This window comes from Larkinella arboricola (genome assembly GCF_003259745.1).
GTDB classification, from domain to species: Bacteria; Bacteroidota; Bacteroidia; order Cytophagales; family Spirosomataceae; genus Larkinella; species Larkinella arboricola.
Window position 1 is genome coordinate 199,356 of the sequence record NZ_QLMC01000007.1, and the last position, 26,896, is coordinate 226,251.

Below are 26,896 nucleotides of genomic sequence, written 5' to 3' on the forward strand. Positions count from 1 at the left end.
GTGACTGGATTTCCCGCATCCGGATCGGTCTTGGTTATACTTTTGTGTTTTGTTAAAAACAGCTATCCGGGAACAAGAGTCTGGTTACTTAACTTTACCAGATTTGAAAAGTTTTAGAAGTGATTATACGGTATTAAAATAGGAACTTAGTAGTAATAAATACTTAGGTGTGTTAATAAAAAAAGAGCTTCCGGGCAATCCGGAAGCTCTTTTTACTTACTACCATTTATTGTTAAAAAAATGCACCAACGGATAACGTGATGTTGGTCAGCTTGGTGTCAATTTGAGCCGACGCATAATCGGCGGTATTAGGCAATGTATAAGGGGTATACGCCGATTTCGACGCACCATACGTACCACTGGCATCAACAAAGAAACGGTCGGTGCGGAGGCCCAAACCGCCTGAAATCAGCAAACGGCTACGGTCAATGTTGTTGAGTTGCACTTTATACGGATCAGGTAAGTAGGCAACACCACCCCGGACCCGCAGTAGGCCCGCCCGGATTTCAGCCCCAGCCCGGAGGTTGACCACATTTTTGTACGTGTTCTGGACTTCCGCTTTTACATCGTTCTTAAAATCCGTGTTATCCTGCGTATTGTACACTTTGGTGGTAACGCGCATACCGGAATAGCCTACATAGTCAGCCGAGGCTGTAATGAAACCGATCTTGCCCGAACCCAGAAAGTATGTCACCCCACCCGAAGCCCGGAACGGTGTTGTCAGGCTATAATCAAAGTCGTTGGGGGCTACCAGCACTTCGTTTCTTTCAAGGGGTAAATTCGGGTCTTTGGCGATAGCGCGCAGGGTTTGTTCAAACGACTCTTTTACGCTGGTAAACGTCGGGGTTGACAGGTTGGCTCCCAACTGGACGTTACGATCAGGTTTGTAAATAACCCCCGCTGAAAAATTAATACCCGTTCCAGTGACAGTTAAATTGTCAATCTGGCTGTAATTATCGAGTACCAGACCACCTACAACAGTTTCCCGGTACACATTCTCGAAGTCGTACCGCAGCCGACTCAGGCCCAGTGACGCACCGATGTACAGCTTATCGTCCAGGTTTCCGGCGTAGGCGATGGTCCATTGCGACTGCCCTCCCGACGATTCGAAGGTGTTTCGCTGGTCGGTCGGAGCCGTTGCATCGTACCGAAAATACGGAGGTCCTGTTTGATTTGGGTTACTGGGCGATTGTGTACCGTTAATTAGAAAGAGCTGGTAAGCTGCCGCCGAAGTAAAATTGGCGGTATACGTATTAGGATCATATTGGGCATTCATTTGATCCCCGTTCAGGTTCCGGTTATTGGCGTCAACGATATACGAGTCGACAATCGAACTGCGGTTGTTGCGGCCCTGAAAAACAAACTGGTTGGCCAGACTAACCTGACGGTTGTAAGTAATGCCCAGCGCCGTTCTTCGCCAGCGCCGATTATCGCTTTGTTTATTGCCCGCCAGAACCACTCCAAAATGGCTAATGCTGGGTTTGGTGGCACTATTTGTTTCCTGATTACCAATGTACGTCGCCTGTGCATTGATGATGTTGAAGCTGGGACTTAAGCTGATTTCGGAGCGGTTGTAAAATCCCAGACCGGCTGGATTGCCAAAAGTCGAACTGGCGTCGCCCCCGAGGCTGGCGTGGTTACCGCCCAGGGCCCGCATCCGGGCGGTTCCGGTTTGCGTCAATTCTGAATACCGAAACGCGTCGCCAGCGTAAATATCAGCCTGGCCAAGGGCAGAGCCTGCGTACAGGAGCAGCCCCACGATGCAGATGCTATTTTTCATACAAGTGTGTGCTAAAAATGAGATTCATGGATCAGGTATACTTTTGTTATGCACTTTAAACTATAGATGTATTTCGGGAGCGTTTGGTTTAAATAAACCCCAAAAAACAAGGGTAGTTTTAAATAAAACCCCATTCCCGGCCCGATTATACAACGAAAAAGCCCGACGATTGTAACAATCGTCGGGCTTTTTATTTCTAATTTATCTTTGGTATCCGTTAACGGGGACCGCGCGAGCCGCCACCTCCGCCACCGGAATAGCCACCTCCACCGCTGCTGGAGCCACCGCCCCGACTGCCACCGTATGACGGTGCGCTATAGCTCGGTTGTGACGGCGGGCTATAGGTACGTTGCGGAGCCTCAAACGTACGGCTTGGAGCCTGATACGTTTGCTGAGGTGAGCTAACCCGTGATCCGCTGTTGTACGACGGGGGCGTATAGCTGCCCCGGCTGTTCTGACGCGGAGCTGCGTAATAATCCGAATTGCTCGGCGCACTGTAGCTCGGTCGGCTCGACGATGTGTTTGCATTCGCCCGGCCACCGCTGCCTGAACCACCGTAGTAGTAATCAGCACCCCGGCTGTTTGCCCGGCCAGCACCGTATGAGTTGGTCGAACCTGAATTGTTCGGACGGCTGTAATACGTGTTGTTGTTAGCCGTGTTGTTCGATGAATTCAGCGTACCGGACCGGCGACCACCGTTGTTATTGTTGTAGCTCCGTGGCGTGTTTACGAAATCGCTATTATACCGGTTACGAGAAACACCCCCGCGGGCACCATACGTTGCGTTGCGGTTTGCACCAATCCGGTCGTAGTTGTTAACAATAACCGTGCGTCCCAAACCACCGCCATACATATACGGGTTGTAGAAACTGTTGAAACCGTAGCCATATCCAAAGGGAGAGTAGGCATAGAACGGATCGTAGAAACCACCGCCGAAACCACCTCCGTAGAAGGGGCTATACGCATAGGATCCACCCCAGAACGGATCGTAGAAACCGCCATAGCGCCAGCTGTTGAAGCCACCCATCCAGGGCGACATGCCCAGACCGATGCCCAGCCTCAGGCCGCCGTAGAACGGACTGTTCCAGCCCCAGCGGTTCCAGGTCGAATTCAGCATGGCCGTGTTATAACCGTTCGAAAATCCGTTCGTATAGGAGTTATCCGAAGACCAGCCCGGATCGGGTGAAATGCCGCGCGTTACCTTGCGGGCCGTCACCTCGCTGTAATATTCATCATCCGCCAGCCCTGACGTTTGGTCATTAAAATCAGGATTGGCATTCATGCGGCTGTCTTCGTACCGTTGGGAAGCCGTCCGGTTGCGTTCAACCGGTCGCGATTCCTTCGACGCATAGACGGGTGCATCAGCCGAAGATCCATATAGGTCATCGGATTCACCCGCTAGCTGTTTACTGGAGCTACAGCCCCAGAAGCCGAGCACAACCAGTAGTGAGAGGTATTTCCAGGTATGTTGCACTTTCATGGTGTTGTGGTGTAAAAAAAGGTTCAAAGGGACCCACTAATTCTAAAACACAGAAGTCGGCAAAATGATTACAACTAAACCGTTTGATTACAAATATAGGATAAAAACCTATCTTTGCAAGCTTCTCATAGTATTAGACCCACATTTATAGGTGATGGTTTAATCACAACAAAAATATATTTCAGTCAGTCATGGCAAAAGCAATTCCTTCGCGTTCCGAAAATTATTCCGAGTGGTACAATGAGTTGATAAAAAAAGCCGATTTGGCCGAAAATTCGGCAGTTCGGGGGTGCATGGTGATCAAGCCGTACGGGTATTCGATCTGGGAAAAGATGCAGCGGGCTCTGGACGATATGTTCAAGGAAACGGGCCACACCAACGCCTATTTCCCCCTGTTCATTCCGAAATCGTACCTCAGCAAAGAAGCTTCCCACGTCGAGGGATTTGCCAAAGAGTGTGCCGTTGTGACTCATTACCGGCTGAAAAACGCGGAGGATGGCTCGGGCGTTATTGTGGACCCGGAAGCCAAACTGGAGGAGGAATTGATCGTACGGCCCACGTCGGAAACCGTCATCTGGAGTACCTACAAAAACTGGATTCAGTCGTACCGGGACCTTCCCCTGCTGATCAACCAGTGGGCCAACGTGGTGCGCTGGGAAATGCGCACCCGGATTTTCCTGCGCACCGCCGAGTTTCTCTGGCAGGAGGGCCACACCGCCCACGCAACTTCTCAGGAAGCCCAGGAGGAAACCCGGCAGATGCTGGACGTATACGCCCGGTTTGCCGAAGAGTGGATGGCCGTGCCGGTTATTCGCGGGGCCAAAACCCCGAACGAGCGGTTTGCCGGTGCCGAAGATACGCTGTGCATCGAAGCCATGATGCAGGACGGCAAAGCGTTGCAGGCCGGTACGTCGCACTTTCTGGGGCAGAATTTTGCGAAAGCGTTCGACGTGAAATTCCTGACGAAAGACAACCAGCAGGATTACGTCTGGGGAACGTCCTGGGGCGTCAGCACCCGTTTGATGGGTGCCCTGATCATGGCGCATTCTGACGACGACGGCCTGGTACTGCCGCCGAAACTGGCGCCGATTCAGGTGGTGATTGTTCCCATTTTCCGGAATGACGAGCAACTGGCGCAGTTGTCGGACAAAATCAACCCACTGATTAAAGACCTGCGGAAAGCCGGTATTTCGGTGAAATTCGACACAAGCGACGCCAACAAACCCGGCTGGAAATTTGCCGAATACGAACTGCGGGGCGTTCCGGTGCGGCTGGCGATGGGGATGCGGGATCTGGAAAACAATACCGTGGAGATTGCCCGCCGGGATCTGAAAACCAAAGAAACCATTTCCTTCGATGGTCTGGTCGATCATATTCAGAGTCTGCTGGATGACATTCAGTCCAACATTTATAAAAAAGCCGCTCAGTTCCGGCAGGAAAATACGTTCCGGGTCGATACGTACGACGAGTTTAAGGAACAAATCGAAAAAGGCGGTTTTCTGATGGCTCATTGGGACGGTACGCCGGAAACGGAAGAAGCCATCAAGGAAGAAACCAAAGCGACTATACGTTGCATTCCGTTCGATGCGGAGCCGGAAGAAGGAACCTGTATGTACAGCGGAAAACCGTCGAAACAACGGGTCGTGTTTGCACGGGCTTATTAAAAAAGAGCGGTTGGTGCCCGAAAACTAAGCGGCTGAACACTAAACGGTAATGATGAGTTAAGTCAAATAATCGATAAATCGTGACCGACTTTCGGCGGGTTTACCTAGTTTTGGGCACACAACTCACTCTTTTATTATGGCACAAGCAAAAGCTGGGGATACGGTGCAGGTGCACTATACCGGCAGAAAAAACGATGGTACCGTGTTTGATTCGTCCAGCGGTCGGTCGCCCCTGCAATTCCAGGTTGGGAGCGGCATGGTCATCAAAGGGTTCGATGAAGGCGTGAACGGCATGGAAGTGGGCGAATCCAAAACTGTGCGGATTCCGGTGGAAGATGCCTATGGTCCATCGAGCCCGGATATGGTTTTTGAATTTGACCGTTCGCTCATTCCCGACGATATTGAGCTGGAAGTTGGCCTGACCCTGAACATGCACCAGGACGGTAATCCGCAGGCCGTACCGGTTGTTGTCCGGAACGTGACGGCTACTTCGGTGACGCTCGATGCCAATCACCCCCTGGCGGGCGAGGAACTGATTTTCGACATCGAACTGGTTGGAATCAACCCGTCGAAGTTGATTTTGGAATAACTTTCGGCAACCCGGAAACAAGCCAAGGTCGGAGTTACTGGATGATACCGGCCGGTCCGTTGCCGGTAGGGCAAAACCGGCTACTAGATAATTGAAAACCGGCGTGGTACGAACCGAGGTCATAATGACCAACGGTTCGTACCACGCCGGTTTTTGAGCTTACCGGAACGCTCTTAATTAATCCGGATCAGATCAATTTTGAAGATCAGAATGGAATTGGCCGGAATGCCGCCTTGGGCCCGCGAGCCGTAGGCCAGACTGGGCGGGAGGTAAAGCGTGATGCTGCCGCCCGGCGCAATCAAGGGGATGCCTTCCTGCCATCCCAGGATCAGCTGATACAAGCCGAAGCTTATATTTTTACCGCTGTCAAAGATTTTGCCATTGGTCAGTGAGCCTTCATAATTAACGGTTACGTTGGAACGCACCGTTGGTTTCGGACCCGACCCCGGCGAATGAATAGTATAATAGAAACCGCGTTCGTCGGCCGTTGCGGAGATTCCGCTCGCGTCAATAAATTCTTTTAAGATCGCTACTTCGGCCTCAGGTGCTTTCGCCATAAGAATGTCTGATTAATTAGAGAACATTTACGGCTGCAAGATATTACATTTAGCCGACACTCCGCCGGATAGCCGTCTGTTCGTTTCCTGATGAATGGAAGGTGGATAGAACCGGTCCGCTATAAATTGACCCAGGCCGAAACTTTGATGCCAAAGGTGGAAACATTCGGGTTATTGCGGTACGTCAGTCGGTGAATCGCATCGACCCGGAACACTTTAAAAATATTGTCAATGCCGTAACCCACCTCCACATACGGCGCCCGGCTCATCGACTGAAAACCCAGCACGGTTTGCCCCAGCTCGTTGGTGGCCGGAATCAGGGTTCGGTTGGCCTCACTCACCCCGCCTAGAAACACGGCTCCCGTTGCCAGAAACCGCCATTTCAGGCGTCGGATGGCCGGAATGCCGTTGAAAAACAAGCCTTCAAAATTGTGTTCTCCCAGGACGCCCACGTAACGATCGCTGACAAATTCAAAGAAATTCATCAGATTATAGGCATTCTCGACCCGGAAAAAGGTTTCATTGCCGAGCGGAATGTAAAGCAGCGGGTACGGTATCGTCGACGGAATGTAGCCCGCATTGACCTGGTAACGGGTTCGGCCAAGCACCCCCATTCGGAACGAATGCCGGAGGTTCAGACTGAAACGGTGGTAGGTAAAGTCGCCGTGCAGCACGTTGCGCAGCCCAAGCTGGTAGCGGAACGTTACGACCGGATTGTTGCTTCCTTCCACCGTAAACCGGTCATTGTCGCTCTGAATCATCAGGGCACCCGGCGCAAACCGCGTTTCGAACTGCACTTCCGTGGTGCGGTAAAAACTGGCGGTGGTCTGATCCGGCTCCTTCACCGAGTAGGCGAACGGAAACAGGGGTTCGAAGGTGCGGTTGCGCAGGCTAACGGTTTGCGTAATGCCCTTGCCCAGTTCACTCTTGATATAGGTAGTCTGGGATTCCTGCATGTAGGGCCGCCGAAGCGTGCCGAAGCGGGTGTAAGCCGCAAAGAGGGTATTGCTGCCCAGGTTCTCCGACGAAGCGCCCAACCGTTCGATGTCGTACGTTTTTTCAATACCGGCAATGGTGTACGGCTTTTTCCGGATCACGTAATCGATGTTCATCCCGTATTTCAACTGCTGATCGCGTGTGCCATACGCCAGATAACCGCCCAGAATCCAGCGCCGGCTAAAACCCGTATTGGTCCGTAGCCCCAGTCGGAGCCGATGGCCTTCCACGTTGTTGTAGGCATAACTGTTCAGCAGCGGCCCCGCATCCAGATGAACCGACCCCAGCGGATAATAGCCCACCATCGTCAGGTTCACAATTTCGCCCAGGACCTTCATAAACGGAACGTTCCGCACCGAATCCACGACTTCGAAAGCCCGCAATTCATCCGGACTCAGGTTCTCGGGACGGTGGCTTTGCCAGTACACAGGCGATTTTTCGCTGTAGTTTTCGGCCAGTTCCAGGGGTGGTTCGTAAAACTTGGTATCCTGCGGCTTGTTGACCTGTACGTTCCGGGCGGCCATGTAAAACCGTACCAGCGCACCGGGCGCGTTGGGCGTTGGTTCGTCGGTATCAATCAGGAGCTGGGTCAGAACCGGCAGACGAACGGCGTGGCCCGGCGTACCGTCTCCCACTTCTTCCCATTCCTGTTCGAGCCGGATTTCATCGACAAAGTTGATGTTGGCCCGCTGGTCAACCCGGGCGTCGATCTGCGACAGGCCCAGGCGTGTTGTGTCAATCCAGGCTGTTCCGGAAAAAGCCAGATCGGTCATCCGTTTGGGTTCAAAATCAATCTGATAACAAACCATTCCGCCGACTTCCACCGTATCGATCAGCCGGAAGGTGTAGATGGTCTGCCAGGCCTGACCGAGCGGAGAAGGCAGGTCTTTGCGCAGCAGGCTGATGTAGTTGCGGTAAAAATTATATTGCTGAAAGGAAGAACCGGTGAGTTGGGCGGCTACTCCGCCGTCGCTGACCCCAACGCCCGACGCCCGGCTTTTCAGAATCCGTTCCTTGGTTTTTTGCGGATTCGAACGCTGATAGTACTCCGAAATGGTTTCAGAAACGTAGACCGGCACGGCGGGTTTGCCTTCACGATCATAAATGGCGGGCAGTTTGGACAGCAGCTTCCCGACTGGACCGGCGCCCCGGCCTTTCTTTCGCTGGTTGGCAAAGTTGTTTACGTACGCTTCGACTTTTGAGTAACTTTCGTATTGGAAAGCCGTTAATTGGTCGGGGTCGAACTGATCGCGCCGTCGAATCGTTTCCCGGATGATGCGGTAAGCCGGATCACCGCCTTTCGCGTAGATTTTAACCTCCTGAAGACGGTTTGCCGCCGACATCAGAACCGCGTGAATGGTTTGGCTGGGGGCTAAAGTAAGCGGGTAGGCGCGGGTCTGGTAACCAATACTGGAAAACAGAAGAGAGTCGCCGGTTTGGGTGGTTACAAGCGTATACTGGCCATTTTCATCTGATGTGGTTCCGGCGGTTTTACCTTTGATGGCGACACTGGCGAAGGGAACGCCCTCGCCCGTAACCGCGTCGGTAATACGGCCACTGATTTTATAAGAAGTTTGTGCAGAAACCGGGGAAAAGAGTACGTTCAGAATCAGAAAGATGATACCAGACAGCGTCCGTAAAAAGTGCTTCATTCGTTGATGCAATGGCTTGAAATCGTAAGCGTTTAACTTAAATGTAGTCAACAGGGTTTACCAAATGAAATGATTTTAACTCTTTCGTCGATGAATCGCCGAATTGTCTAGACGGATTGCCGGAATTGTCCTATAAGCAGGGGCCGCAAAATCGTGCCTTGGTTTCACTTAGACTTTGTTTACCATTTTATGTCACAAATCTGTACTTTGTTTTCTGGACGATATCGACCCGCCTATGCTCACTGAAATATCTTTGCTTAACCGTACGCGGGACTACGCCGAAACGTTACTGCGTGCCCTGCCCGCCGAGTTGGTCTACCACAACCTCAACCATACGCAGCAGGTGGCAGAGGCCGCCGAACTGATTGGGAAACAGGCTGGCCTGGACCCGGAAGAGATGGAAAATGCCATCATTGCCGCCTGGCTGCACGACATCGGTTATGCCCGCAAACGCCACCAGCACGAAGCCGCCGGTGTAGACATGGCCAGGCCCTTTCTGGAAGAACTGGGGCTAAGCGAAGACCGCATACAGGACATTAGCGACAGTGTACTTGCGACCCAATTGCCGCAGAATCCGCGTACGCGGGTGGCCGAAGTGGTTTGTGATGCCGATCTTTTTCACCTGAGTTCCGACCGGTTTTTTGACCGGAGTGAATTGATGCGGCAGGAAGTAAAAAATACAACCGGTAAGATCGGCAAAAAGAAATGGTTGCAGGGCTCCATTAAATTGATGGAATGCCACCACTATTTTACGGAGTACGGCAAAACCGTCCTGACGCCTTTAAAGGAAAAAAATCTGGAAAAAGCCCGGAAGAAACTGGCGGAACTGGAAGCGGAAGACGACGAAAAAGCCGCCCAACCGCTGGGCGGTATTCAACTGGAAGACGAGCCGAAAAAGCCTAAACGGCCTGATCGGGGCGTGGAAACCATGTTCCGGGTTACGTCGCAGAACCACTTTCAGCTCAGCGCGATGGCCGACAACAAGGCGAACATCATGATTTCGGTCAACACCATTATTGTGTCCCTGATTGTCAGTATCCTGATTCGGAAGCTGGAAGAATGGCCGCAGTTGATTATCCCGACGGTGATGCTGACGGCCAGTTCGTTGGTAGCAACCATCTTTGCCATCCTGGCTACCCGGCCCCACATCACGAGCGGACGGTTTTCGAAAGAAGACATCCACAATAAACAGGCGAACCTGCTGTTTTTCGGGAACTTCCACAAAATGGATCTGGTCGATTATGAATGGGGGATGCGGGAAATGATGAACGACGCCGATTTTCTGTACAGCAGCATGACCCGCGATATTTACTACCTCGGAAAAGTGCTGGGCAAAAAATACCGTCTGCTGCGAATTGCCTATACGACGTTTATGTTCGGGTTTGCCGCTTCGGTGCTGGCGTTTGGCATTGCCGCGTATTTTTTCCCGATCCGGTAAGCAAATGGCAACTTCTCACAAACGGGGTTGTTAAGGAATTGGTAAGCCGTTAATAAGTAAAATCAATGATTAAAATCCACATCTGTCTTCTGGCTCTGGCCGGTTTTTTTAGTGCCTGTGATTCGAAAAAAACGCAGGCCGGTCAGGCCGAAAAACCATCCGAAACTCAGACGCTTCAAACCATTCCCTACGATTTAAAGACGCCCGTCCAACGGTTTACGCTCCCGCCCGAACTGGAAGAAATCTCCGGCCTGTCGTATTACAAACCAAACCAGTTGCTCTGCGTGCAGGACGAGGTGGCGGTGGCTTACATCTATGATGTAAAGAAACAGCAGATTGCCGACTCTTCCGTTTTTGGCAATTACGGCGATTTTGAAGGGATTGAGTGGGTGAAAAATGAAATCTACACCCTGAAAAGCAACGGTGATCTGTATCATTTCAAGCCCTTTTCCAAGTCGATTGCGCGCATCCCCGGCAACCTGCCCAGCAAAACAGAAGTGGAAGGGCTGGCCTACGACCCGGAAAGCAACCGGCTGCTGATACCGGTTAAGGAAGGCGGCAGGAAGGGCCAGAAAATTGTGTATATGTACGATCTCAAATCGAAAGTTCTTTATCAGGGAATGATTCTGAAGGATGAAGCACTGGAAGAAGCCGGGATTGATGCCAAAAAATTCAAACCATCCGGACTGGCGGTTCACCCCCAGACCGGCAATTTTTACTTTCTGACCTCCATCGGAAAAAAACTGGTGGTGGTCAATCGCAAAGGCCGGATTGTGGCGTCGGAAGCCCTCGATCCGAAGGTGTTTCGCCAGCCCGAAGGCATCTGTTTCGCACCCGACGGAACGCTCTACATCGCCAGCGAAGGCGACGGCAAGGCGGGTTACATTCTGTCGTTTGCCCAACGGCCTTAAGGGAAAATCAGTAGCGTATGAAACGACTTTACCCGGCACTATTTCTGGTGTTTCTGTTACCCCAATGGCTTCTGGCTCAGTCGAAGCCGTATACGGTTTTTTTGCTGGGGGATGCCGGTGAACCGCAGCCCGGGGGCGATGCGGTATTGAAAACCGTGCAGCGTCAGTTACAGGCAAGCGGAGCCAACAGCAGCATCATTTACCTGGGTGACAACATTTATCCGCGGGGCCTGCCGGATTCTGCCCATACCGACCGGGCCGATGCCGAACGGCGTATGCGCGACCAACTGGCCATTCTGGACGGTTTTAAAGGCCGGGCGTTTGTGATTCCGGGCAATCACGACTGGCAGCAGGGCAAGCGCGAGGGCTGGCAGCGGGTCCGGAATCAGGAAGCCTTCGTAACCGCCGAGCTGGGCCGCGAGGATGTGTTTTTTCCGAAAGGCGGCTGCCCCGGCCCGGTCGAAATTGCCTTGAATGAAGAACTGACACTCGTGCTGATCGATACGCAGTGGTGGCTGCATCCGTGGGATAAACCGGAAGGAGAATCGGACTGCGAAGCAAAGGATTTACCCTCATTTCTGCTCCTGCTGGACGATGTGCTGGCGCGGAATCAGAACCGGAAAGTCGTGCTGGCGGGCCACCATCCGATGTATAGCCACGGCGAACACGGCGGTTATTTTACCTGGAAAGACCACCTGTTTCCGCTTACCAATCTCAAACCCAACTTATACATTCCGTTGCCGGTGATCGGGTCCATTTATCCGGGATACCGCTCGCTGCTGGGCAACATCCAGGATATTCCGCACCCGAAATACAAACTGCTGCGCAACGGGATGGTGGCCCTGCTGAAAAAATACCGGAACGTTCTGTATGTCAACGGCCATGATCACAACGAGCAACTGATCCTGCGGGATTCGACGTACTACCTCACGAGCGGCAGCGGCTCCAAGTCGGTGGATGTCAAAAAAGGTCGGAACACCCTGTTTGCCTCGTCCGCCAAAGGGTTTGCCCGGTTGGATTTCGACGAAAAGGGCCAGACCCGCATCCGGTTTTTTGCCCCGGATGGCGAAACCGGGACGGTATTGTACGAAACCACCCTTCAATTGCCGGTAAAACCCAAATCCGTTGCCGAAAATCCGGCGGCAACGGTATCGCAAACCACCATTGCCAGTGCGCAGTACGAAGCCTCGCCGTTTCACCGTCTGATGCTGGGCGATAACTACCGGAACGTCTGGCAGGCGCCCATAACGGTTCCGGTGCTGAACCTGCGGCAGGAAGCGGGCGGTCTGAAGCCGTTGCAGCGGGGGGGAGGAATGCAGACGGTATCGTTGCGGATGCAGGGGCAGGATGGCCGGGAATACGTTTTGCGGTCGGTAGAAAAATACGCCGAAAATGCCGTTCCGGAATCGCTGCGGAGCGGTTTTGTCAACGATCTGGTGCAGGACCAGATTTCGGCTTCGCATCCGTACGCGGCCCTGATTGTTCCGCGTCTGGCCGACGCTGCGGGCGTTTTTCATACCAACCCCAAACTGGTGATTGTGCCGGATGACTCCCTGCTCGGTCCGTACCGCCGAACCTTCGCCCGGACGCTGGCGCTGTTTGAAGAACGCGTAGACGGTAATTACGAAAACTCCGGGCAGTTTGGCGGCACCCGGAAAATTTATAGCACCACCAAACTGCTCGACAAACTGGCCGACGATAACGACAACCGCGTTGATCAGCGGGCGGTGGTGCGGGCGCGGCTGTTCGACCTCTGGCTGGGCGACTGGGACCGGCACGACGACCAGTGGCGCTGGGCGAGCTTTAAAGCAGGGAAAGGGCTGGTCTTTAAACCGATTCCGCGCGACCGCGATCAGGCTTTCTTTGTCAACATGGGCCTTATTCCGACGATTGCCAGCCGGAAATGGGCCCTGCCAAAGTTTCAGGGATTTTCCAATACGATCCGCGACGTTCCGGGTCTGGCGTTCAACGCCCGCTATTTTGACCGCAGTTTCCTGACCGAACCGTCGCTGGACGACTGGCTCCAGATGGCCGATTCGCTGTCCCGCCAACTGACCGATACCGCGATTGACGAAGCCCTCAAACAACTGCCCGAAGCGGCTTACCGGGAAACGGCAGCTACGATCAAAGCCCGGTTGCAAAGCCGCCGAACCGATTTACCCCGCTACGCCAGCGAACTGTACCGTTTTCTGGCCCGGACGGTGGATGTTACGGGAAGTGATAAACGCGAACGGTTTGGGGTCGAACGACACCCTGATGGAGCGATGACGGTGACGGTGTATAAACTCAAAAAAGAAGGCGACCTGGGCGATCTGCTTTATCGGCGCGTTTTCAATCCGGACGAAACCCGTGAGGTGCGGCTATACGGTTGGGGGGGCGACGACGAGTTTGTGGTGCAGGGCGAAAGCCGCAAAGGAATTTTGCTGCGCATCATCGGCGGCAAAGGAAAAGACCGCATCACCGATCAGTCGAAGGTGTCGGGCATTTTCCGGAAAACAATTGTCTACGATACCAAAAAAACGGTAACCGAAACCGGCTCCGAAACCCGGCTGCGGCTTTCCGACAAACCGACGATTAATGCCTACGACCGGATGGCTTTTAAATACGATGTGCTGCTGCCGCAGGTTTCGGTGCAGTATAATCCTGACGACGGCCTTTTTCTGGGTGGGGGCGTCCTCTACCGCAAGAACGGTTTTCGCAAAGAACCGTTTGCCCAGCAACACCGGTTTGTTGCCAACCACGCCTTTGCCACCGACGCCTTCAATTTCAATTACGACGGTATTTTTACGGATTTGATCGGAACGGCGGACCTGCGCCTGGATGCCGACATTCAGGCGCCCAACTACGTGTCCAACTTCTTCGGTTTGGGCAACCAGACGGTTTTCGACAAATCGAAGGGGATTTCGTACTACCGGACCCGGTTTGAAAACATCGCGCTGGGCGCTTTTCTGGAGCATAAAGTGGGCAGTATGCGGCTGTACTACGGTCCGGCGGTCGAAAGCGTTGAGGTGGAGGAAAACCAGAAACGGTTTATCAGTGAATACGCCAGCCGTTTGCCCGACGGACGCAATCTGTTTGAACGCCGGTGGTACGCGGGCCTGAAAGCCGGTTTTCTGATCGATAACCGGGACGACCGGGTGGTGCCGTCGCGCGGGATTTACTGGCGGACCGAACTCCGGGCCTACGACGGTATTTCGCACCTGGCCCGGAGCCTGACCCGCCTGCAATCCGATCTGGCGTTCTACGCCAGTTTGCGGCTGCCTGCCACATTGACCATTGCCACGCGGCTGGGCGGGGGCGTTAATTTTACGGATTTTGAGTTTTTTCAGGCCAATACGCTCGGCGGTTTGTCGAACCTGCGGGGGTACCGGCGCACCCGGTTTGCGGGGCAAAGTACGCTGTACAACAACACCGAACTACGGCTGAAAGTCGCGACCCTGCGGACCTACCTGTTTCCGGCCTACCTGGGTCTGCTGGCGTTCAACGATGTCGGGCGGGTTTGGGTGAAGGGCGAAAACTCGCGGCACTGGCACCACGGCTACGGCGGGGGCGTCTGGCTGTCGCCGTATAAGCAAACGGTTATTTCGCTGCTATACGCCCTGTCGGAAGAAGAAAAACTGCCGGTGCTCCGGGTTGGTTTTCTGTTCTAGGTCAGGACAGTTTGTAAAGCTCCACGCCCGCTTCCATACCCCTGACATCCACGACGCCAAGCTGTTCTGTCAGAGCCGGGTGGAAGTCGGAGAGGTCGTTGATTACGTCCTGCGAAACCAGCATGTTGGTCCCGTATTCCTTGTTCAACTGTTCGATGCGGGCGGCCAGAATCACGACGTTGCCCGTAATCGAAAACTGCTGACGGGTTTCGGTGCCGATGTTGCCGATGACGGCGTCGCCCACGTGCACCCCAATGCCGACGCTGGTGGGAATAATGCGGTCTTCCTGAACGGCTTTCCTGATTTCGGCAATGATTTCGAGCCCGGCTTTAACGGCATTTTCGGCGGGGTTGCTGAGCGGAATCGGGGCACCAAAAGTGATCATGCAGCCATCGCCCAGAAACTGGTTGACAATCCCGCCGTGGCGGTTGACAATCTCGACAATGATGCTGAAAAAGGAGTTCTGGTAGGCCACTACTTCGTCGGCGGTGTGTTTGTCGGCGTATTTGGTAAAATTCCGGATGTCCAGAAACAGAACGCTGACCTTCATGTGCTGGCTTTTCAGCATTCCTTTCTCCTTAATAATCAGGTCTGCAATTTCCGGCGACACCTGCTGACCGAAGAATGTGATCAGTTGATTCTGTGTTTCGCTTCGTTCGATGGAGCTTTGAATACTGATCTGAATTTGCCGCGAAACATAACCGGCGCAGATTCCGCAGAGCAGAAAGATAAGCGACTTGACAATGTAGGCAAATGAGGTGGTCAGGTACAGACTAAAAGACCCCGCCAGCATCGACGGTTCTTCCAGGAGGTAAAAACTCAGGAGCAGAAACTCGATGCACGCAATCAAACCGGTATAGAACGAAATCCAGAAGTTGAGCCGGAGGGTGGAAAGGATGATGAAAAAGTAGTATAGCGTGGCCAGGGGCGATAGCATGACCAGAATGGGATGGTCGAATTTATCCGAAAGCAGGTACAGCAGCAGCGTCAGCGCCGAAATTTCGAAGGTGGCATTGAGGTACTTCACCGACTGCGGAATGGTAAATTCTTTCTGGCCCCAGACTCGAAACATGTTCCACATATTCAGTTCGTAGAGCGACATGAAGGCCAGAAAGGGGAGGACCACCTGCATGATTTCAGTCTTGGCCTGCTGGGGATACGAAGCGAGTGGCAGGGTCAGGTAAAAGAAAAGCGTTAGAATCAGACCAACAAAAAATACGCCCGCCAGCAGACCCGCCCGTTGTTTTTCGCGCCGAAGATTTTCCTGGGAAAAGGTAAGGTTGAAATACGGGCTGATTTTCGCCTTATCCCGCTGGTGGTAAATAAATGTCATAGCATCATGATCTCGTACTGTTTAGTAGACAATGCCGCCCACAAATAAATTCCATGTTGGGCAAACTGCCTAGTACTGAGGAGTGAAGCGACAATTGCGGGGTGCGAAACGACAAACGGGGGTGGTGTACGCTTGATGCTGGCAACTGGGCAGGGCAATTCGGCGTAGTGGTGGGGTTTTCAAAGCAACCGGGTCCGCGCGTAGTCAACCGCCCAGCGCCCGTTTCAGAATGCCCCCCACGAAGCTGCCCACGAACGTCAGGCCGATGGAACCGTAGAGGCTGAACAGTTCAAGTTCCCGGTCGCCCCCGTTCCGGGGCGCACTGGCAAAAAAGAAATAGCCAATCAGCAGGATGGCAGCCTGAAGAATAGCCAGTAGCCAGCCTTTGCGCGGTTGAGCAAAGCCGATGGCCGCGGCTGAAATGGCGGCCAGCAGATACGGCCAGTGAACCACATCCGTTTCTTTGATCACAAAGAGTAAAACCAGGCTATTGATTAGGGTGAAAACGCTGCTTATCAGTAGCTTCCGGTCAAAAAAAGAATCGTTTGGTTTGATCACGCCAATTACGGTTTGCTGTTGCTGGGTGCGACTAGAGAAACCTTTACTAAAATCCCCATACTACGCTAGCGCCGGAACCATCCTGAGTGGGTCCGGATTTACGCTCGAACGCGGACGCAAGTTAGCATTTGGTGCAACGCCAGGGAAATCAATTTACGATGTACGTGCTGGATGATAATAATTATTTTTTTAATAAATAAAGTGCTAGAATTTTTTTGTTTAAAGGATTAAGCATAGTTTTGGTTGCAATAAACAACAAATCGATCCTAAAAAAACACCGTTAATGAATACTACATTTTTATCAGGATGCTCATAAGCGTCAAGCCAGCGCCAAAAAGAAGCCCTTTTCAGATGAGGTATCGAACGTCTGATGGTCGAAAAATCGATCTGTTGCCACCCGTCCAGCAGTACGGCTGAAAAGTCATAATCCTATCCACCCCGGTTGGTTAAGGGAGAATACCGTCAAAGTCTTCGTAAATGAGGATTTGATCCGGATATAATTCTTTGCTTAAACGATTAAGCGAGTCATTTCAATTGTCCTATATTCTAACCAAATGAGTAATGAAAACCTCCTTGTTCTCTCGCAGGAAACCACAAGCCTATGGTGCCTGCTTAGGTGCCTTCGTAACAGCCCAACCGTCGGCCGCTCCTGATTAATTCCAGCCGTACTGTCTGTTTGCATCCTCTGATTCCTTAACAAAAATCCCTTTTCAATTATGGTAAAATCTCTAAAACTCCTCTTTTTTCTGCTGCTTCTGGGGCCGGGTTACTCCTTCGCGCAGACCAACCGGGTGACCGGCAAAGTGACCGGACCCGACAATCAGGGACTTCCCGGCGTCAATATTCAGGTGAGCGGCACCACAACAGGTACCTCTACCGACGTGTCGGGTAATTTCTCGCTGAACGCGGCCAGCAATGCCTCGCTGGTTTTTTCCAACATCGGTTATGTAAGCCAGACCATCCCTGTCAATGGCCGTTCGGTGATCAATGTTCAGATGGCCGAAGATCAGAAGACGCTCAGTGAAGTCGTGGTGGTGGGGTACGGTACGCAGCGCAAAACGGATGTAACCGGTGCCCTGACGGCCATCTCTACCAAAGAGTTTGCCCAGCAACCCGTTACCCGGCTGGATCAGGTTCTGCAGGGACGGGCTGCGGGGGTGCAGGTAACCCAGACCAACGGTGCCCCCGGGGGCGATGCCCGCATCCGGATTCGGGGCGCTAACTCCGTACTGGGCAATAACAACCCGCTGTACATTGTCGATGGATTCGTAGGGGCCGATTTCAATTTTGTTAATCCGAACGATATTGAGACGATTCAGATTCTGAAAGATGCCGCTTCAACGTCGATATACGGAAGCCGTGGGGCGAATGGCGTGGTCATTATCACAACCAAAAAAGGCGCAAGAGGGCTGAAAGTAAATTACGAAGGCCAGTACGGTATTTCGGAGAACATCAAACGGTATGACGTGCTTCCGGCGGGCGAATTTGCCGAAATTGTGAACGCCCGGGCCACCGCAACCGGTTCGAACCTGCCGTTTACCGCCGATCAGATTGCGCAGTTCAGGCAGAACGGCGGAACCGACTGGCAAAGTCTGGTCTTCCGGACCGGAACCGGCCAGCAGCATCAGGTAACGCTGTCGGGTGGGGGCGAGAAAACCACGTTTTTAATTTCGGGCAACTACCTGAATCAGAACGGTATTGTGAATAACAGCGGTTTTAAACGCTACATTCTGCGTACCAACCTGAACACCCAGATCAATAACGACCTTTCGTTTCGGATTAACCTGTGGGGAACGCGGTCGCAGAACCACAACACGCTCGACGGGGGTGCTATCGTGCAGGCGCTGGCCTGGGCGCCCACCACACCCGCCTACGGTTCTGACGGTCAGCCGACGTTCACGGACCCCATCGGTTCGGTCTTCCGGAACCCGCTGGATTTTCTGTACGACCAGTCCATCGACGCCAACCGGTCGAGCATCAACCTGAATGGGGGCCTGAACTACAAACTGCCCATCAAGGGTTTTTCGGTGGATTTGCAGTATGCGGTTAATTACCTGAATGCGCAGAACCTGAACTTCACGGGCAAGCGGTTGTCCAACAACGTGCCGAATGCCAACCGGTACTCGTCGGAACAGATTACGCTGCAAAACACCAACACGCTGAACTACGACCTGAAAGTGGGCGATCACTCCATCAACGCCGTGGCCGTACTGGAAACGCAGCAGTTCACGGATCGGAACTTTAACGCGAGTGCGTCCGGGCTCCGGTTTCCGCAACTGGGCTACAACAACATCGGCGGCAATACCGCAGCGACGGTATCGTCGGGCTACCAGAAATGGACGCTGCTCTCGCTGCTGGGTCGCGTCAACTATAGCTACAAAGACAAGTACCTGCTCACGGCGGCCGTTCGGCGGGATGGCTCGTCCAAATTCAGCGAGGATAACCGGCACAGTGTTTTCCCGTCATTAGCACTTGGCTGGCGGTTGTCGGAGGAGGAATTTATTAAAAATCTCGGCGTATTCAGCAACCTGAAACTGCGGGGAAGCTGGGGGATGACGGGTAGCCAGGCCATCAATCCCTACGCAACCCTGTCGACCTATGGAACCACTAATGTGGCCTTTAACAACTCAGCGGCTACGGCTGGCGTAATTCTGGGCAATCCCGGTAATCCGGACCTCAAATGGGAAACTACGCGGCAGGTGGATGTGGGGCTGGAAATGGAATTCTGGAACGGGCGACTCCGCATTGAAGCCGATTATTTCAAGAAAAACACGACCGATCTACTGCTGAACGTGGCCATTCCGAGCTATGCCGGGGGCGGTACCCAATACCGGAACGTGGGCGAAATTGAAAACAAAGGCTTTGAGTTTTCCATCGGCGGAACACCCATCGACAAAGGCGGTATCCGGTGGGAAACCAACCTGAACTTTTCGACGCTGCAAAACCGTGTGATTAGTCTGGGCAACCTGCCTCGTTTGGGCACCGGTACGGGCGTGGGCGCGGGGATGTCGACCACCAACGAGTTTATGCTCATGCCGGGCGAACCGCTGGGGTCGTACTGGGGTCTGCGGTATCTGGGAACGTTCAAACCGAACGAAGCCGATCTGGCCGCCCGGTTTGGCCGCGTTCCGGGCGATCCGCACTACGAAGACCTGAACGGCGACAATACCATCACCACCGACGACTTCCAGATTATTGGCCGGGCGTTTCCGAAAGCAACCGGCGGCTGGAACAACACGATTTCGTATAAAGGCTTAACCCTGAACGTGTTCTTCAACGGGGTGTTTGGCGTCGATAAACTCAACTATACCCGGGCGGCTGCCCTGTCGGGTTCGGGGGATGCGCGGCAGTTCATTCTGTCCGAAATTCGGGATTACTACCGTCCGGGCAACGAAACCTCCGACATTCCGGCCTTTACGAGAACGTACCAGCCGTTTACCCAATCGAGCCGGTTTCTGGAAAGTGGCTCCTTCGTTCGGCTGAAAAACGTCAGTCTTTCGTATAACGTGCCAAACAGTTTTCTCCGGAATAAAGCCAACATTCGGGTCTTTGTCAGCGCAACCAACCTGCTGACGTTCACCGACTACAAAGGCCCCGATCCGGAGTCGGCGCGGGTGGGTTCGGGCACCGATACGGCCATCGGTATTGACTACGGTTCGTATCCCAACTCCAAAACGTATACGTTCGGCTTAAACCTCGGCTTCTAACCTCTTTCGACCATTCATGAAAAAGATATTGCTATTTGTCCTTGTAGCCATGCTGGGAGCGGGCTGCAAAAATTACCTCGAAGAAGATACCACCGGGTTGCTCTACGGCCCCAATGTGCTGGCTACTCAGGACGGTCTGGAGTCGGCCCTGACGGGGGCTTATCGGGGTCTGGCCAACCAATGGGGCTACGGTTTCATTCACCCCTCGGCCAATGCCGCCACCATCGGCAGCGACGACGTGACTACCCACCCCGCCAGTAACAAAGCCGACTGGCGCGAGTTCGACCAGTTCAACGTATCGACCACCAACCAGCGGTCGGGAGCGGTATACAACGGTTGTTACAAAGCCATTCAGGGTGCCAACAACGTCATCAACAATTACCAGAAAACGACGGGCACGAAAGCGACCATCGACATCATTGCCGGGGAAGCGTATTTTATCCGGGCTTTTTCCTACTACTGGCTGACGCGGTTTTACGGCAATATTCCACTGGTGACGGTGGGTGAATACTCGGCTGACCTGCTGACGATCAAAAAATCGACCCCCGCTGAGGTGTACGCCCTGATTGTCGATGACCTGAAAAAAGCGGAAACCATGCTGCCCAACACCCGGCGCGATCCGGGTCGGCCCAACGTGGGGTCGGCCAAGGCATTTCTGGCCGATGTGTACCTGACGATGGCGGGCTGGCCGCTGAAGCAGGCCGACAAGTACGACCTGGCCGCGGCAAAAGCCAAAGAAGTCATTGACAACCGGGCTACGTACGGTTTTGCCCTGATGCCGACGTTTGCCGAAGTCTTCGCGAATGATCCCGCTGTGGCTATTCTTCCCGAATCCGTGTTCCAGATCAACGGTTTTACGGGCAGCAGCGGTACGGCCAATGCGACCTACGGTAGCACAACCATGCCGGGTGAAGAAGGCGGCTGGGATGATATGTTTGCCGAACTGAATTTCTTCCGGGATTTTCCGGCCGGTCCGCGCAAAGACGCAACGTTCCGCACCGAATTTGGCCTGGGCGCAACCAAAATTCCCTGGCAGCAAAGCCTGACCAAACACCCGTACTACCAGAAATGGTACATCAAGGGCAACCTCGTTACCTCCAGCGTTTCATTGCCCTCCGTCATGATGCGCTACGCCCACGTGCTGACCATCTACGCCGAGGCCAAAGCGCGCGGCACGGGCGGACCGGACCAGGCAGCTTACGATGCCTTGAATCAGGTTCGGCTGCGGGGCTTACCGGCGGGGGCCAAACCGCTGACTCCGGCCGACGGGCTGACGGCCGCCCAGTTTGCTGATGCCGTGGTGCAGGAACGGGCCTGGGAGTTTGCCTGCGAGCGGACCCGCTGGTTCGATCTGATTCGGCTGGAACGGGTCGAAGCCGCCAACGCGGCCAAAAGCCCGGAGGACCTGCAACCGATCAAAGCCATTACCAAGGCTAACTACTGGTTCCCGTTGCCGTATTCGGATACGTCGATTAACCCGAATCTGAATCAGTAAACGGCCATCTATAAATCTAGTTCAGCCCGCTTTTTTCAAAAAGGCGGGCTTTTTTATGTACAGACAGAGAAACTGGGTTGGATAAATTCAGGATCGCCCACGCTTTTCGGGCCGTTACCTCATTTTAAGAAGAATACCGCTTCTCCGATTTCCCTGCTGGGTTGTTATCGTTTGCCAGTTGACAAGCGTTCATTCTCTGCGACTTATCGGTATTGCCATACTTTTTAAAAAATTTTTCACATGACGGAAAAACAATCTGTTGAGGGATGCTCTTTCTGAGTAAAGGCACAACCGAATCGGCTGACGACACCCGACAAGCCGTCGTCAGAACTACGTTCTTTCATCTGTCTGATAAATTAAACCATACGATTTTTTATGGAAAACCGATGTGTACCCTTAACCGTCCTGCTGATGGGGTTAAGCCTGTACAGCGTTGCCCAATCCCCGACGGCACCGCTGCTGGCTGCCAAATCCCGCGGAACCGCTTCCTCGATAACGTCTATATCCCGACCCGAAACAGTTAAACTAACGAAACCGGCTGCCGTCAAAGGCATTACCGGGCAGGTCGTCGATGAAACCAATTCTCCTCTGCCGGGTGCGTCGATTATTGAGAAAGGCACCCAGAACGGAACCACAACTGACGCCGACGGGAACTTTGCCCTGAACGTGGCCGACGATGCCACAACGCTCACCGTGTCGAGTGTGGGCTATGTGACGCAGGATGTGACCATTGCCAATCAGACGACCGTTACCATCAAGCTGGTGCCGGATAACCGGACCCTGAACGAAGTCGTCGTGATTGGCTACCAGACCGTTCGGAAGCGGGATGTGACCGGCGCCAACGATGTCATTAGCCCCGAGCAGGCCAACCGGGTGACCGCCAACTCCCTGGCCGAATCCATTCAGGGTCTGTCGCCGGGGGTGACCGTCCGGAATACGGGTGTTCCGGGCCAGCAGGCTTCCGTCCAGATTCGGGGGGTGGCCAGCTTCCTGAACACCGATCCGCTGTACGTCATCGACGGGATGATTGCCGACGCGAACGTGACCATCAACAACGACGATATTGAATCGATTCAGGTCCTGAAAGATGCGTCGGCGGCTGCCATCTATGGTTCGCGGGCGGCCAACGGCGTCATTATTATTACCACCAAACAAGGCAAGGAAGGCCCGACCCGGGTGTCATTTTCGGCCAAATACGGGGTGCAGAATGTCTACAAACGCTGGGATGTGATGGATGCGTCGGGGTTTGCGGCCTTGCAGCGGCAGCAGTACGAAAACTCGGGCCAGACGCCCCCGGCCAGCGTGGCAACCGGTACGTTTAATCCCAACATCAATACCGACTGGCAGGATCAGGTATTACGCACCGGTAGTTTGCAGGATTACAACCTGACGCTGTCGGGGGGAACCAAAACCGGTTCCTATCTGGTTTCGGGAAGCTACTTTAAAAATGCCGGTTATGTGACTGGCAGCGATTTCGACCGGGCCAGCCTGCGCATCAATACCCGGAGCGAACTCGGACGCTTTACGGTGGGCGAGAATCTGGTGCTGACCAACTCCAACATTCAGAACTTTCCGGCGGGCAACCCCATTTACGACATGGCCCAGATGCTGCCCGTTATTCCGGTGCAGGACCCGCGTTACATCAACGCCAGCAATCCGCTGGGCTACGGTATCGGAACCTATCCGGACGCGGTGACGTATGCCTACAACCCGGTAGCCGTCCGGAATCTGGCCAGTAACCGGAACAATTTTGCCAAAGCCGTCGGGAATGCTTATCTGGATTTTAAATTTGCCGACTGGCTGACCTACCGCTTCAATGCCGGGCTTGAAGTGAGTTTTGACTATAACCAGACCCTGCGCCGAATCGGGGTTTACCAATACAATGCCGCCGTGGTGCCGAGTTCGGTCGGGGAGACTCGCTCGCGGTATTACAGCCTGCTCTTTGAGCACACGCTGAACTTCAACCGAACCTTCGGAAAGCACAGCATCAACGGGGTGGTTGGGATCAGCCAGCAAACGGCCCGGAGCGATAATACCGGCGGGTCGCGGACCAACCTGGCCACCTCGGGCGGTCAGTATTTCTCGACCATCAATGCCGCTACGGGGATTTCGAACTCGGCGGGCGGTACGCCAACTCACTATAAAATCCTGGGGTATCTGGGCCGGATTAACTACGCGTATAATGACACCTACCTGCTGACGCTGACCGGGCGCGTCGATCAGGATTCCCGGTTTGGGTCCAATTACCGCACCGGCTTTTTCCCGTCGGTGGCCGGAGCCTGGCGCATCAGTCAGGAGAAGTTTTTCAGCGTGCCCTGGATTTCCGACCTGAAAGTGAGCGCGTCTTACGGGAAGCTGGGCATCGTGGTCCCGACGCTGGGTTCGTTTCCGTACACGGCGTTTATCAACAACAATCCCCGCGCCATCTTCGGACCGGATCAGATTCCCAACGTCGGTGCCTATCAGGCGCAGCTTGCCAACCCCGACCTGCGCTGGGAAGAACGGTTGTCGCAGAATTACGGTGTAACAGCCAGCTTCCTGAACAACCGCATCACGGCGGAGGTCAACTATTACAATGCGCTGTCGTCGGACGCCCTGCTGAACCTGCCGGTGCCGGGCTATCTGGGTAACCTTCAGGGCAACCCGTACGTCAATACCGCGTCGATCCGCAACCTAGGTGTTGAGATGGCGGTAACCTACCGCAACAACCAGCATGCCCTGAAGTGGGATGTGTCGGGTAACCTGACCACCATCAAAAACCGGGTTGAAAACGTCGGTAATCAGGGGCAGGACATCAATTACATCCAGAGCGGCAATACCCGTTCGCAGGTCGGGCGGCCCGTCGGTCAGTGGTATGTGCTGAAAACGGACGGTATTTTCCAGACCCAGGAGGAGGTGAACAACTACAAAGGACCGACCGGTACCCTGATTCAGCCGGATGCCAAACCCGGCGACATCCGCTATGTCGACACCAACGGCGATGGCCGGATTACCCAGAACGACGACCGGCAGTTTGTCAGCTCACCCTGGCCGAAACTTCAGGCCGGAGCCCAACTGAACGCCAGCTACAACCAGTTCAGCCTGAACCTGCAATTTGTGGGCGTATTTGGCTATACGGTTTACAACAGCGTTCGCCGGGCGCTCGACAGCTACCAGAACACCAACTTCCGGACGGATGTAAACCCGTGGTCGCCCACCAATACCAGTACCGACGACCCGCGCATTGGCTTGGAAGCGGGTAATCAGGGGATTATTGCCAACAACTTTGCGTATACTGACCGCTGGCTGGAGAACGCATCCTACGGCCGGCTGCGGAACATAGAAGTTGGCTATACCTTGCCGCAAACACTGCTTTCCCGCATTAAGGTGCGCAACGCCCGGGTATACCTCAGCGGCCAGAACATTTTCACCGTTACGGGATATTCGGGCATGGACCCGGACGTAACCGGGGTCAACATTCAGGAGCGGGGGGGAGACGATGGGCACTGGCCCTCACCCCGCGTGATTTCGCTGGGCCTCTCGGGTGAATTTTAACCAAAACGCATTCTGATCATGAAAAAGATACTCATCTGTCTGGGGCTGGCGGCCACCTCGCTGCTGACGGCCTGCGACCGGGACCTGGATATTGTCAATCCCAATCAGTTAACCACCGAATCGTTCTGGAAAACCGAGGCCGATGCCCTGGCGGGCGTTAACTCCGTGTACAGCACCCTGCACCGGGGCGGTATTTCGCGCTGGATGCCGTTCTACTACATCATCCGGTCCGACGAAGGACGCAGCCAGAGCCCGGCTACGGATATCGTGAACAACATGGACCAGTTTCTGGTGACGGATTACAATTACGGCAATGCGGTCAGCGTCTGGAACGATAATTATATCGGCGTAAACCGGGCCAATCAGGTTATCAACAACGTGCCGAACATCCCGATGAACGAAACCCTGAAACAGCGGTACATCGGGGAAGCCCGGTTTTTTCGCGGTCTGTTCTATTATCACCTCGTTACGCTGTTTGGCAATGTGCCCCTGGTTCTGGAAACGTCAGTCGTGGGTGACCGACCGGCTTCGGCGACCATCGCACAGGTCTGGGCGCAGATCGAGACAGACCTGGCCCAAGCCGCTGCGGTGCTGCCGACCACCTATACCGGTGCGGAACTGGGCCGGATCACCAAAGGGGCGGCCTACGCCCTGCTGGCCAAAGCCCAGATGCAGCAGCAGAAATACAACGAAGCCCTGACGCCGTTGCAATGGCTGGTGGAAGGCGAGGGGCGCACCATCTATTCGCTGATGCCCAACTACCGCGAAAACTTCCTGACCACCACCGAAAACAACCGCGAATCGGTATTTGAATGGCAATTCCAGATCAATGAGGCCGAAGGAACGGATGACGACAGCGAGACGCCGAACCACAACTACGGGACGTCGCTGGCCCAGTTTTTTGGTCCTTCGGGCATCGGCTGGTCGGACGGCGAAGCCAATCGCTGGCCTATTTACGAATTTTACGAAAAAACGACCACCGGAGCGCGTGATCCCCGGCTGGAAGCGTCGTTTCTGTTCGACTCAACCGACGTGCGTGGCCCGGCCTTTACGCAGATTTACGGCCAGACTTTCCTGCAACGCTACGGGGCCAACAACAAACGGGTGTGGTTCCGCAAGTTTCAGAACGATCACTGGAAAAACGAAGAAGGGTACCGGTCGCCCAACAACTGGCGGTATATCCGGTATGCAGACGTGTTGCTGATGTATGCCGAAGCCTTGAACGCGACCAGCAAAACCGCCCAGGCGTATCCGTATGTGGATCGGGTTCGTCAGCGAGCCGGTTTGCCCACGCTGACGGCCACCCGACCCGGCTTGACGCAGGCTCAATTCCTGGCGCAACTCAAGCACGAGCGCGTAACGGAACTGTCGGGCGAAGGGCATCGCTGGAACGACCTGGCCCGCTGGGGCGATCTCGGTCCGCAACTGGCCACCCGCGACCCGGCTTTTTCTACCTTTGTGAAGGGAAAAAGCGAGCTGTTGCCCATCCCGCAGCTTGATCTCGACCTGAACCCCAACCTGACGCAGAACCCGAATTATTAATATTTTATCA

The 26,896-nt window shown here is 54.0% G+C and carries 15 protein-coding genes; 9 read left to right on the forward strand and 6 right to left on the reverse strand.

Annotated elements, in window-relative coordinates; translation table 11 throughout:
- Positions 1-232 precede the first annotated feature (232 nt).
- Both LX87_RS24660 and LX87_RS24665 read right to left on the reverse strand, forming a co-directional pair.
- A complete protein-coding gene (locus LX87_RS24660) occupies positions 233-1,780 on the reverse strand; it encodes an OmpP1/FadL family transporter (RefSeq protein WP_111630962.1) in 1,548 nt (515 codons plus the stop codon).
- 217 nt (positions 1,781-1,997) lie between these two features.
- The gene (locus LX87_RS24665) at positions 1,998-3,260 is read right to left on the reverse strand and encodes a hypothetical protein (RefSeq protein ID WP_111630963.1); all 1,263 of its coding nucleotides are present in this window, start codon (positions 3,258-3,260) and stop codon (positions 1,998-2,000) included.
- A gap of 191 nt (positions 3,261-3,451) precedes the next feature.
- Between LX87_RS24665 and proS the strand changes: the two genes are divergently transcribed.
- Positions 3,452-4,924 (forward strand): proline--tRNA ligase, encoded by a 1,473-nt coding sequence (proS, locus tag LX87_RS24670; RefSeq protein WP_111630964.1) that lies wholly within the window; start codon positions 3,452-3,454, stop codon positions 4,922-4,924.
- A 136-nt stretch (positions 4,925-5,060) separates the two neighbouring features.
- Entirely contained in the window at positions 5,061-5,513 is a 453-nt protein-coding gene (locus LX87_RS24675; RefSeq protein WP_111630965.1) for an FKBP-type peptidyl-prolyl cis-trans isomerase, read from the forward strand.
- A 173-nt stretch (positions 5,514-5,686) separates the two neighbouring features.
- Here the strand turns inward: LX87_RS24675 and LX87_RS24680 are convergent, their stop codons facing one another.
- Together LX87_RS24680 and LX87_RS24685 are read right to left on the reverse strand one after the other, a co-directional pair.
- Positions 5,687-6,070 carry an FKBP-type peptidyl-prolyl cis-trans isomerase gene (locus tag LX87_RS24680; protein WP_111630966.1) on the reverse strand — a complete coding sequence of 128 codons (384 nt, stop codon included), beginning with the start codon at positions 6,068-6,070 and terminating at the stop codon, positions 5,687-5,689.
- A 119-nt stretch (positions 6,071-6,189) separates the two neighbouring features.
- Complete coding sequence (locus LX87_RS24685; RefSeq protein WP_111630967.1) at positions 6,190-8,718, reverse strand: DUF5686 and carboxypeptidase-like regulatory domain-containing protein; 2,529 nt, start codon at positions 8,716-8,718, stop codon at positions 6,190-6,192.
- 235 nt (positions 8,719-8,953) lie between these two features.
- Here LX87_RS24685 and LX87_RS24690 point away from each other — a divergent pair, with 235 nt between their 5' ends.
- From LX87_RS24690 to LX87_RS24700, 3 genes are all read left to right on the forward strand, one after another.
- On the forward strand, positions 8,954-10,156 hold the full coding sequence (locus LX87_RS24690; protein WP_111631055.1) for a Pycsar system effector family protein: 1,203 nt from the start codon (positions 8,954-8,956) through the stop codon (positions 10,154-10,156).
- Between the two features lie 65 nt (positions 10,157-10,221).
- Entirely contained in the window at positions 10,222-11,067 is an 846-nt protein-coding gene (locus LX87_RS24695) for an SdiA-regulated domain-containing protein (protein WP_111630968.1), read from the forward strand.
- Positions 11,068-11,084: 17 nt separating this feature from the next.
- Positions 11,085-14,717, forward strand: coding sequence for a BamA/TamA family outer membrane protein (locus LX87_RS24700; RefSeq protein WP_111630969.1), 3,633 nt, complete (start codon positions 11,085-11,087; stop codon positions 14,715-14,717).
- Between the two features lies 1 nt (position 14,718).
- On the opposite strand, the gene LX87_RS24705 is transcribed toward LX87_RS24700, so the two are convergent.
- Positions 14,719-16,050, reverse strand: coding sequence for an adenylate/guanylate cyclase domain-containing protein (locus tag LX87_RS24705; RefSeq protein WP_111630970.1), 1,332 nt, complete (start codon positions 16,048-16,050; stop codon positions 14,719-14,721).
- A gap of 204 nt (positions 16,051-16,254) precedes the next feature.
- A complete protein-coding gene (locus tag LX87_RS24710) occupies positions 16,255-16,521 on the reverse strand; it encodes a hypothetical protein (protein ID WP_229310811.1) in 267 nt (88 codons plus the stop codon).
- Between the two features lie 803 nt (positions 16,522-17,324).
- On the opposite strand from LX87_RS24710, the gene LX87_RS24715 reads away from it, so the two are divergent.
- The 4 genes from LX87_RS24715 (at position 17,325) to LX87_RS24730 (ending at position 26,886) form a co-directional block, all read left to right on the forward strand.
- A complete protein-coding gene (locus LX87_RS24715; RefSeq protein WP_111630971.1) occupies positions 17,325-20,315 on the forward strand; it encodes a SusC/RagA family TonB-linked outer membrane protein in 2,991 nt (996 codons plus the stop codon).
- Positions 20,316-20,331: 16 nt separating this feature from the next.
- Positions 20,332-21,810, forward strand: a complete 1,479-nt coding sequence (locus LX87_RS24720; RefSeq protein WP_111630972.1) for a RagB/SusD family nutrient uptake outer membrane protein — start codon at positions 20,332-20,334, stop codon at positions 21,808-21,810.
- Positions 21,811-22,185: 375 nt separating this feature from the next.
- Complete coding sequence (locus LX87_RS24725) at positions 22,186-25,344, forward strand: SusC/RagA family TonB-linked outer membrane protein (protein WP_111630973.1); 3,159 nt, start codon at positions 22,186-22,188, stop codon at positions 25,342-25,344.
- An 18-nt stretch (positions 25,345-25,362) separates the two neighbouring features.
- Positions 25,363-26,886, forward strand: a complete 1,524-nt coding sequence (locus LX87_RS24730) for a RagB/SusD family nutrient uptake outer membrane protein (RefSeq protein WP_111630974.1) — start codon at positions 25,363-25,365, stop codon at positions 26,884-26,886.
- Positions 26,887-26,896 lie beyond the last annotated feature (10 nt).

Coding starts and splice junctions, on each gene's coding strand:
- LX87_RS24665 (WP_111630963.1), bottom strand. CDS start 3,260: ATGAAAGTGCAACATACCTGGAAATACCTCTCACTACTGGTTGTGCTC.
- LX87_RS24675 (WP_111630965.1), top strand. CDS start 5,061: ATGGCACAAGCAAAAGCTGGGGATACGGTGCAGGTGCACTATACCGGC.
- LX87_RS24690 (WP_111631055.1), top strand. CDS start 8,954: ATGCTCACTGAAATATCTTTGCTTAACCGTACGCGGGACTACGCCGAA.
- LX87_RS24685 (WP_111630967.1), bottom strand. CDS start 8,718: ATGAAGCACTTTTTACGGACGCTGTCTGGTATCATCTTTCTGATTCTG.
- LX87_RS24705 (WP_111630970.1), bottom strand. CDS start 16,050: ATGACATTTATTTACCACCAGCGGGATAAGGCGAAAATCAGCCCGTAT.
- LX87_RS24700 (WP_111630969.1), top strand. CDS start 11,085: ATGAAACGACTTTACCCGGCACTATTTCTGGTGTTTCTGTTACCCCAA.
- LX87_RS24660 (WP_111630962.1), bottom strand. CDS start 1,780: ATGAAAAATAGCATCTGCATCGTGGGGCTGCTCCTGTACGCAGGCTCT.
- proS (WP_111630964.1), top strand. CDS start 3,452: ATGGCAAAAGCAATTCCTTCGCGTTCCGAAAATTATTCCGAGTGGTAC.
- LX87_RS24680 (WP_111630966.1), bottom strand. CDS start 6,070: ATGGCGAAAGCACCTGAGGCCGAAGTAGCGATCTTAAAAGAATTTATT.
- LX87_RS24720 (WP_111630972.1), top strand. CDS start 20,332: ATGAAAAAGATATTGCTATTTGTCCTTGTAGCCATGCTGGGAGCGGGC.
- LX87_RS24695 (WP_111630968.1), top strand. CDS start 10,222: ATGATTAAAATCCACATCTGTCTTCTGGCTCTGGCCGGTTTTTTTAGT.
- LX87_RS24725 (WP_111630973.1), top strand. CDS start 22,186: ATGGAAAACCGATGTGTACCCTTAACCGTCCTGCTGATGGGGTTAAGC.
- LX87_RS24730 (WP_111630974.1), top strand. CDS start 25,363: ATGAAAAAGATACTCATCTGTCTGGGGCTGGCGGCCACCTCGCTGCTG.
- LX87_RS24715 (WP_111630971.1), top strand. CDS start 17,325: ATGGTAAAATCTCTAAAACTCCTCTTTTTTCTGCTGCTTCTGGGGCCG.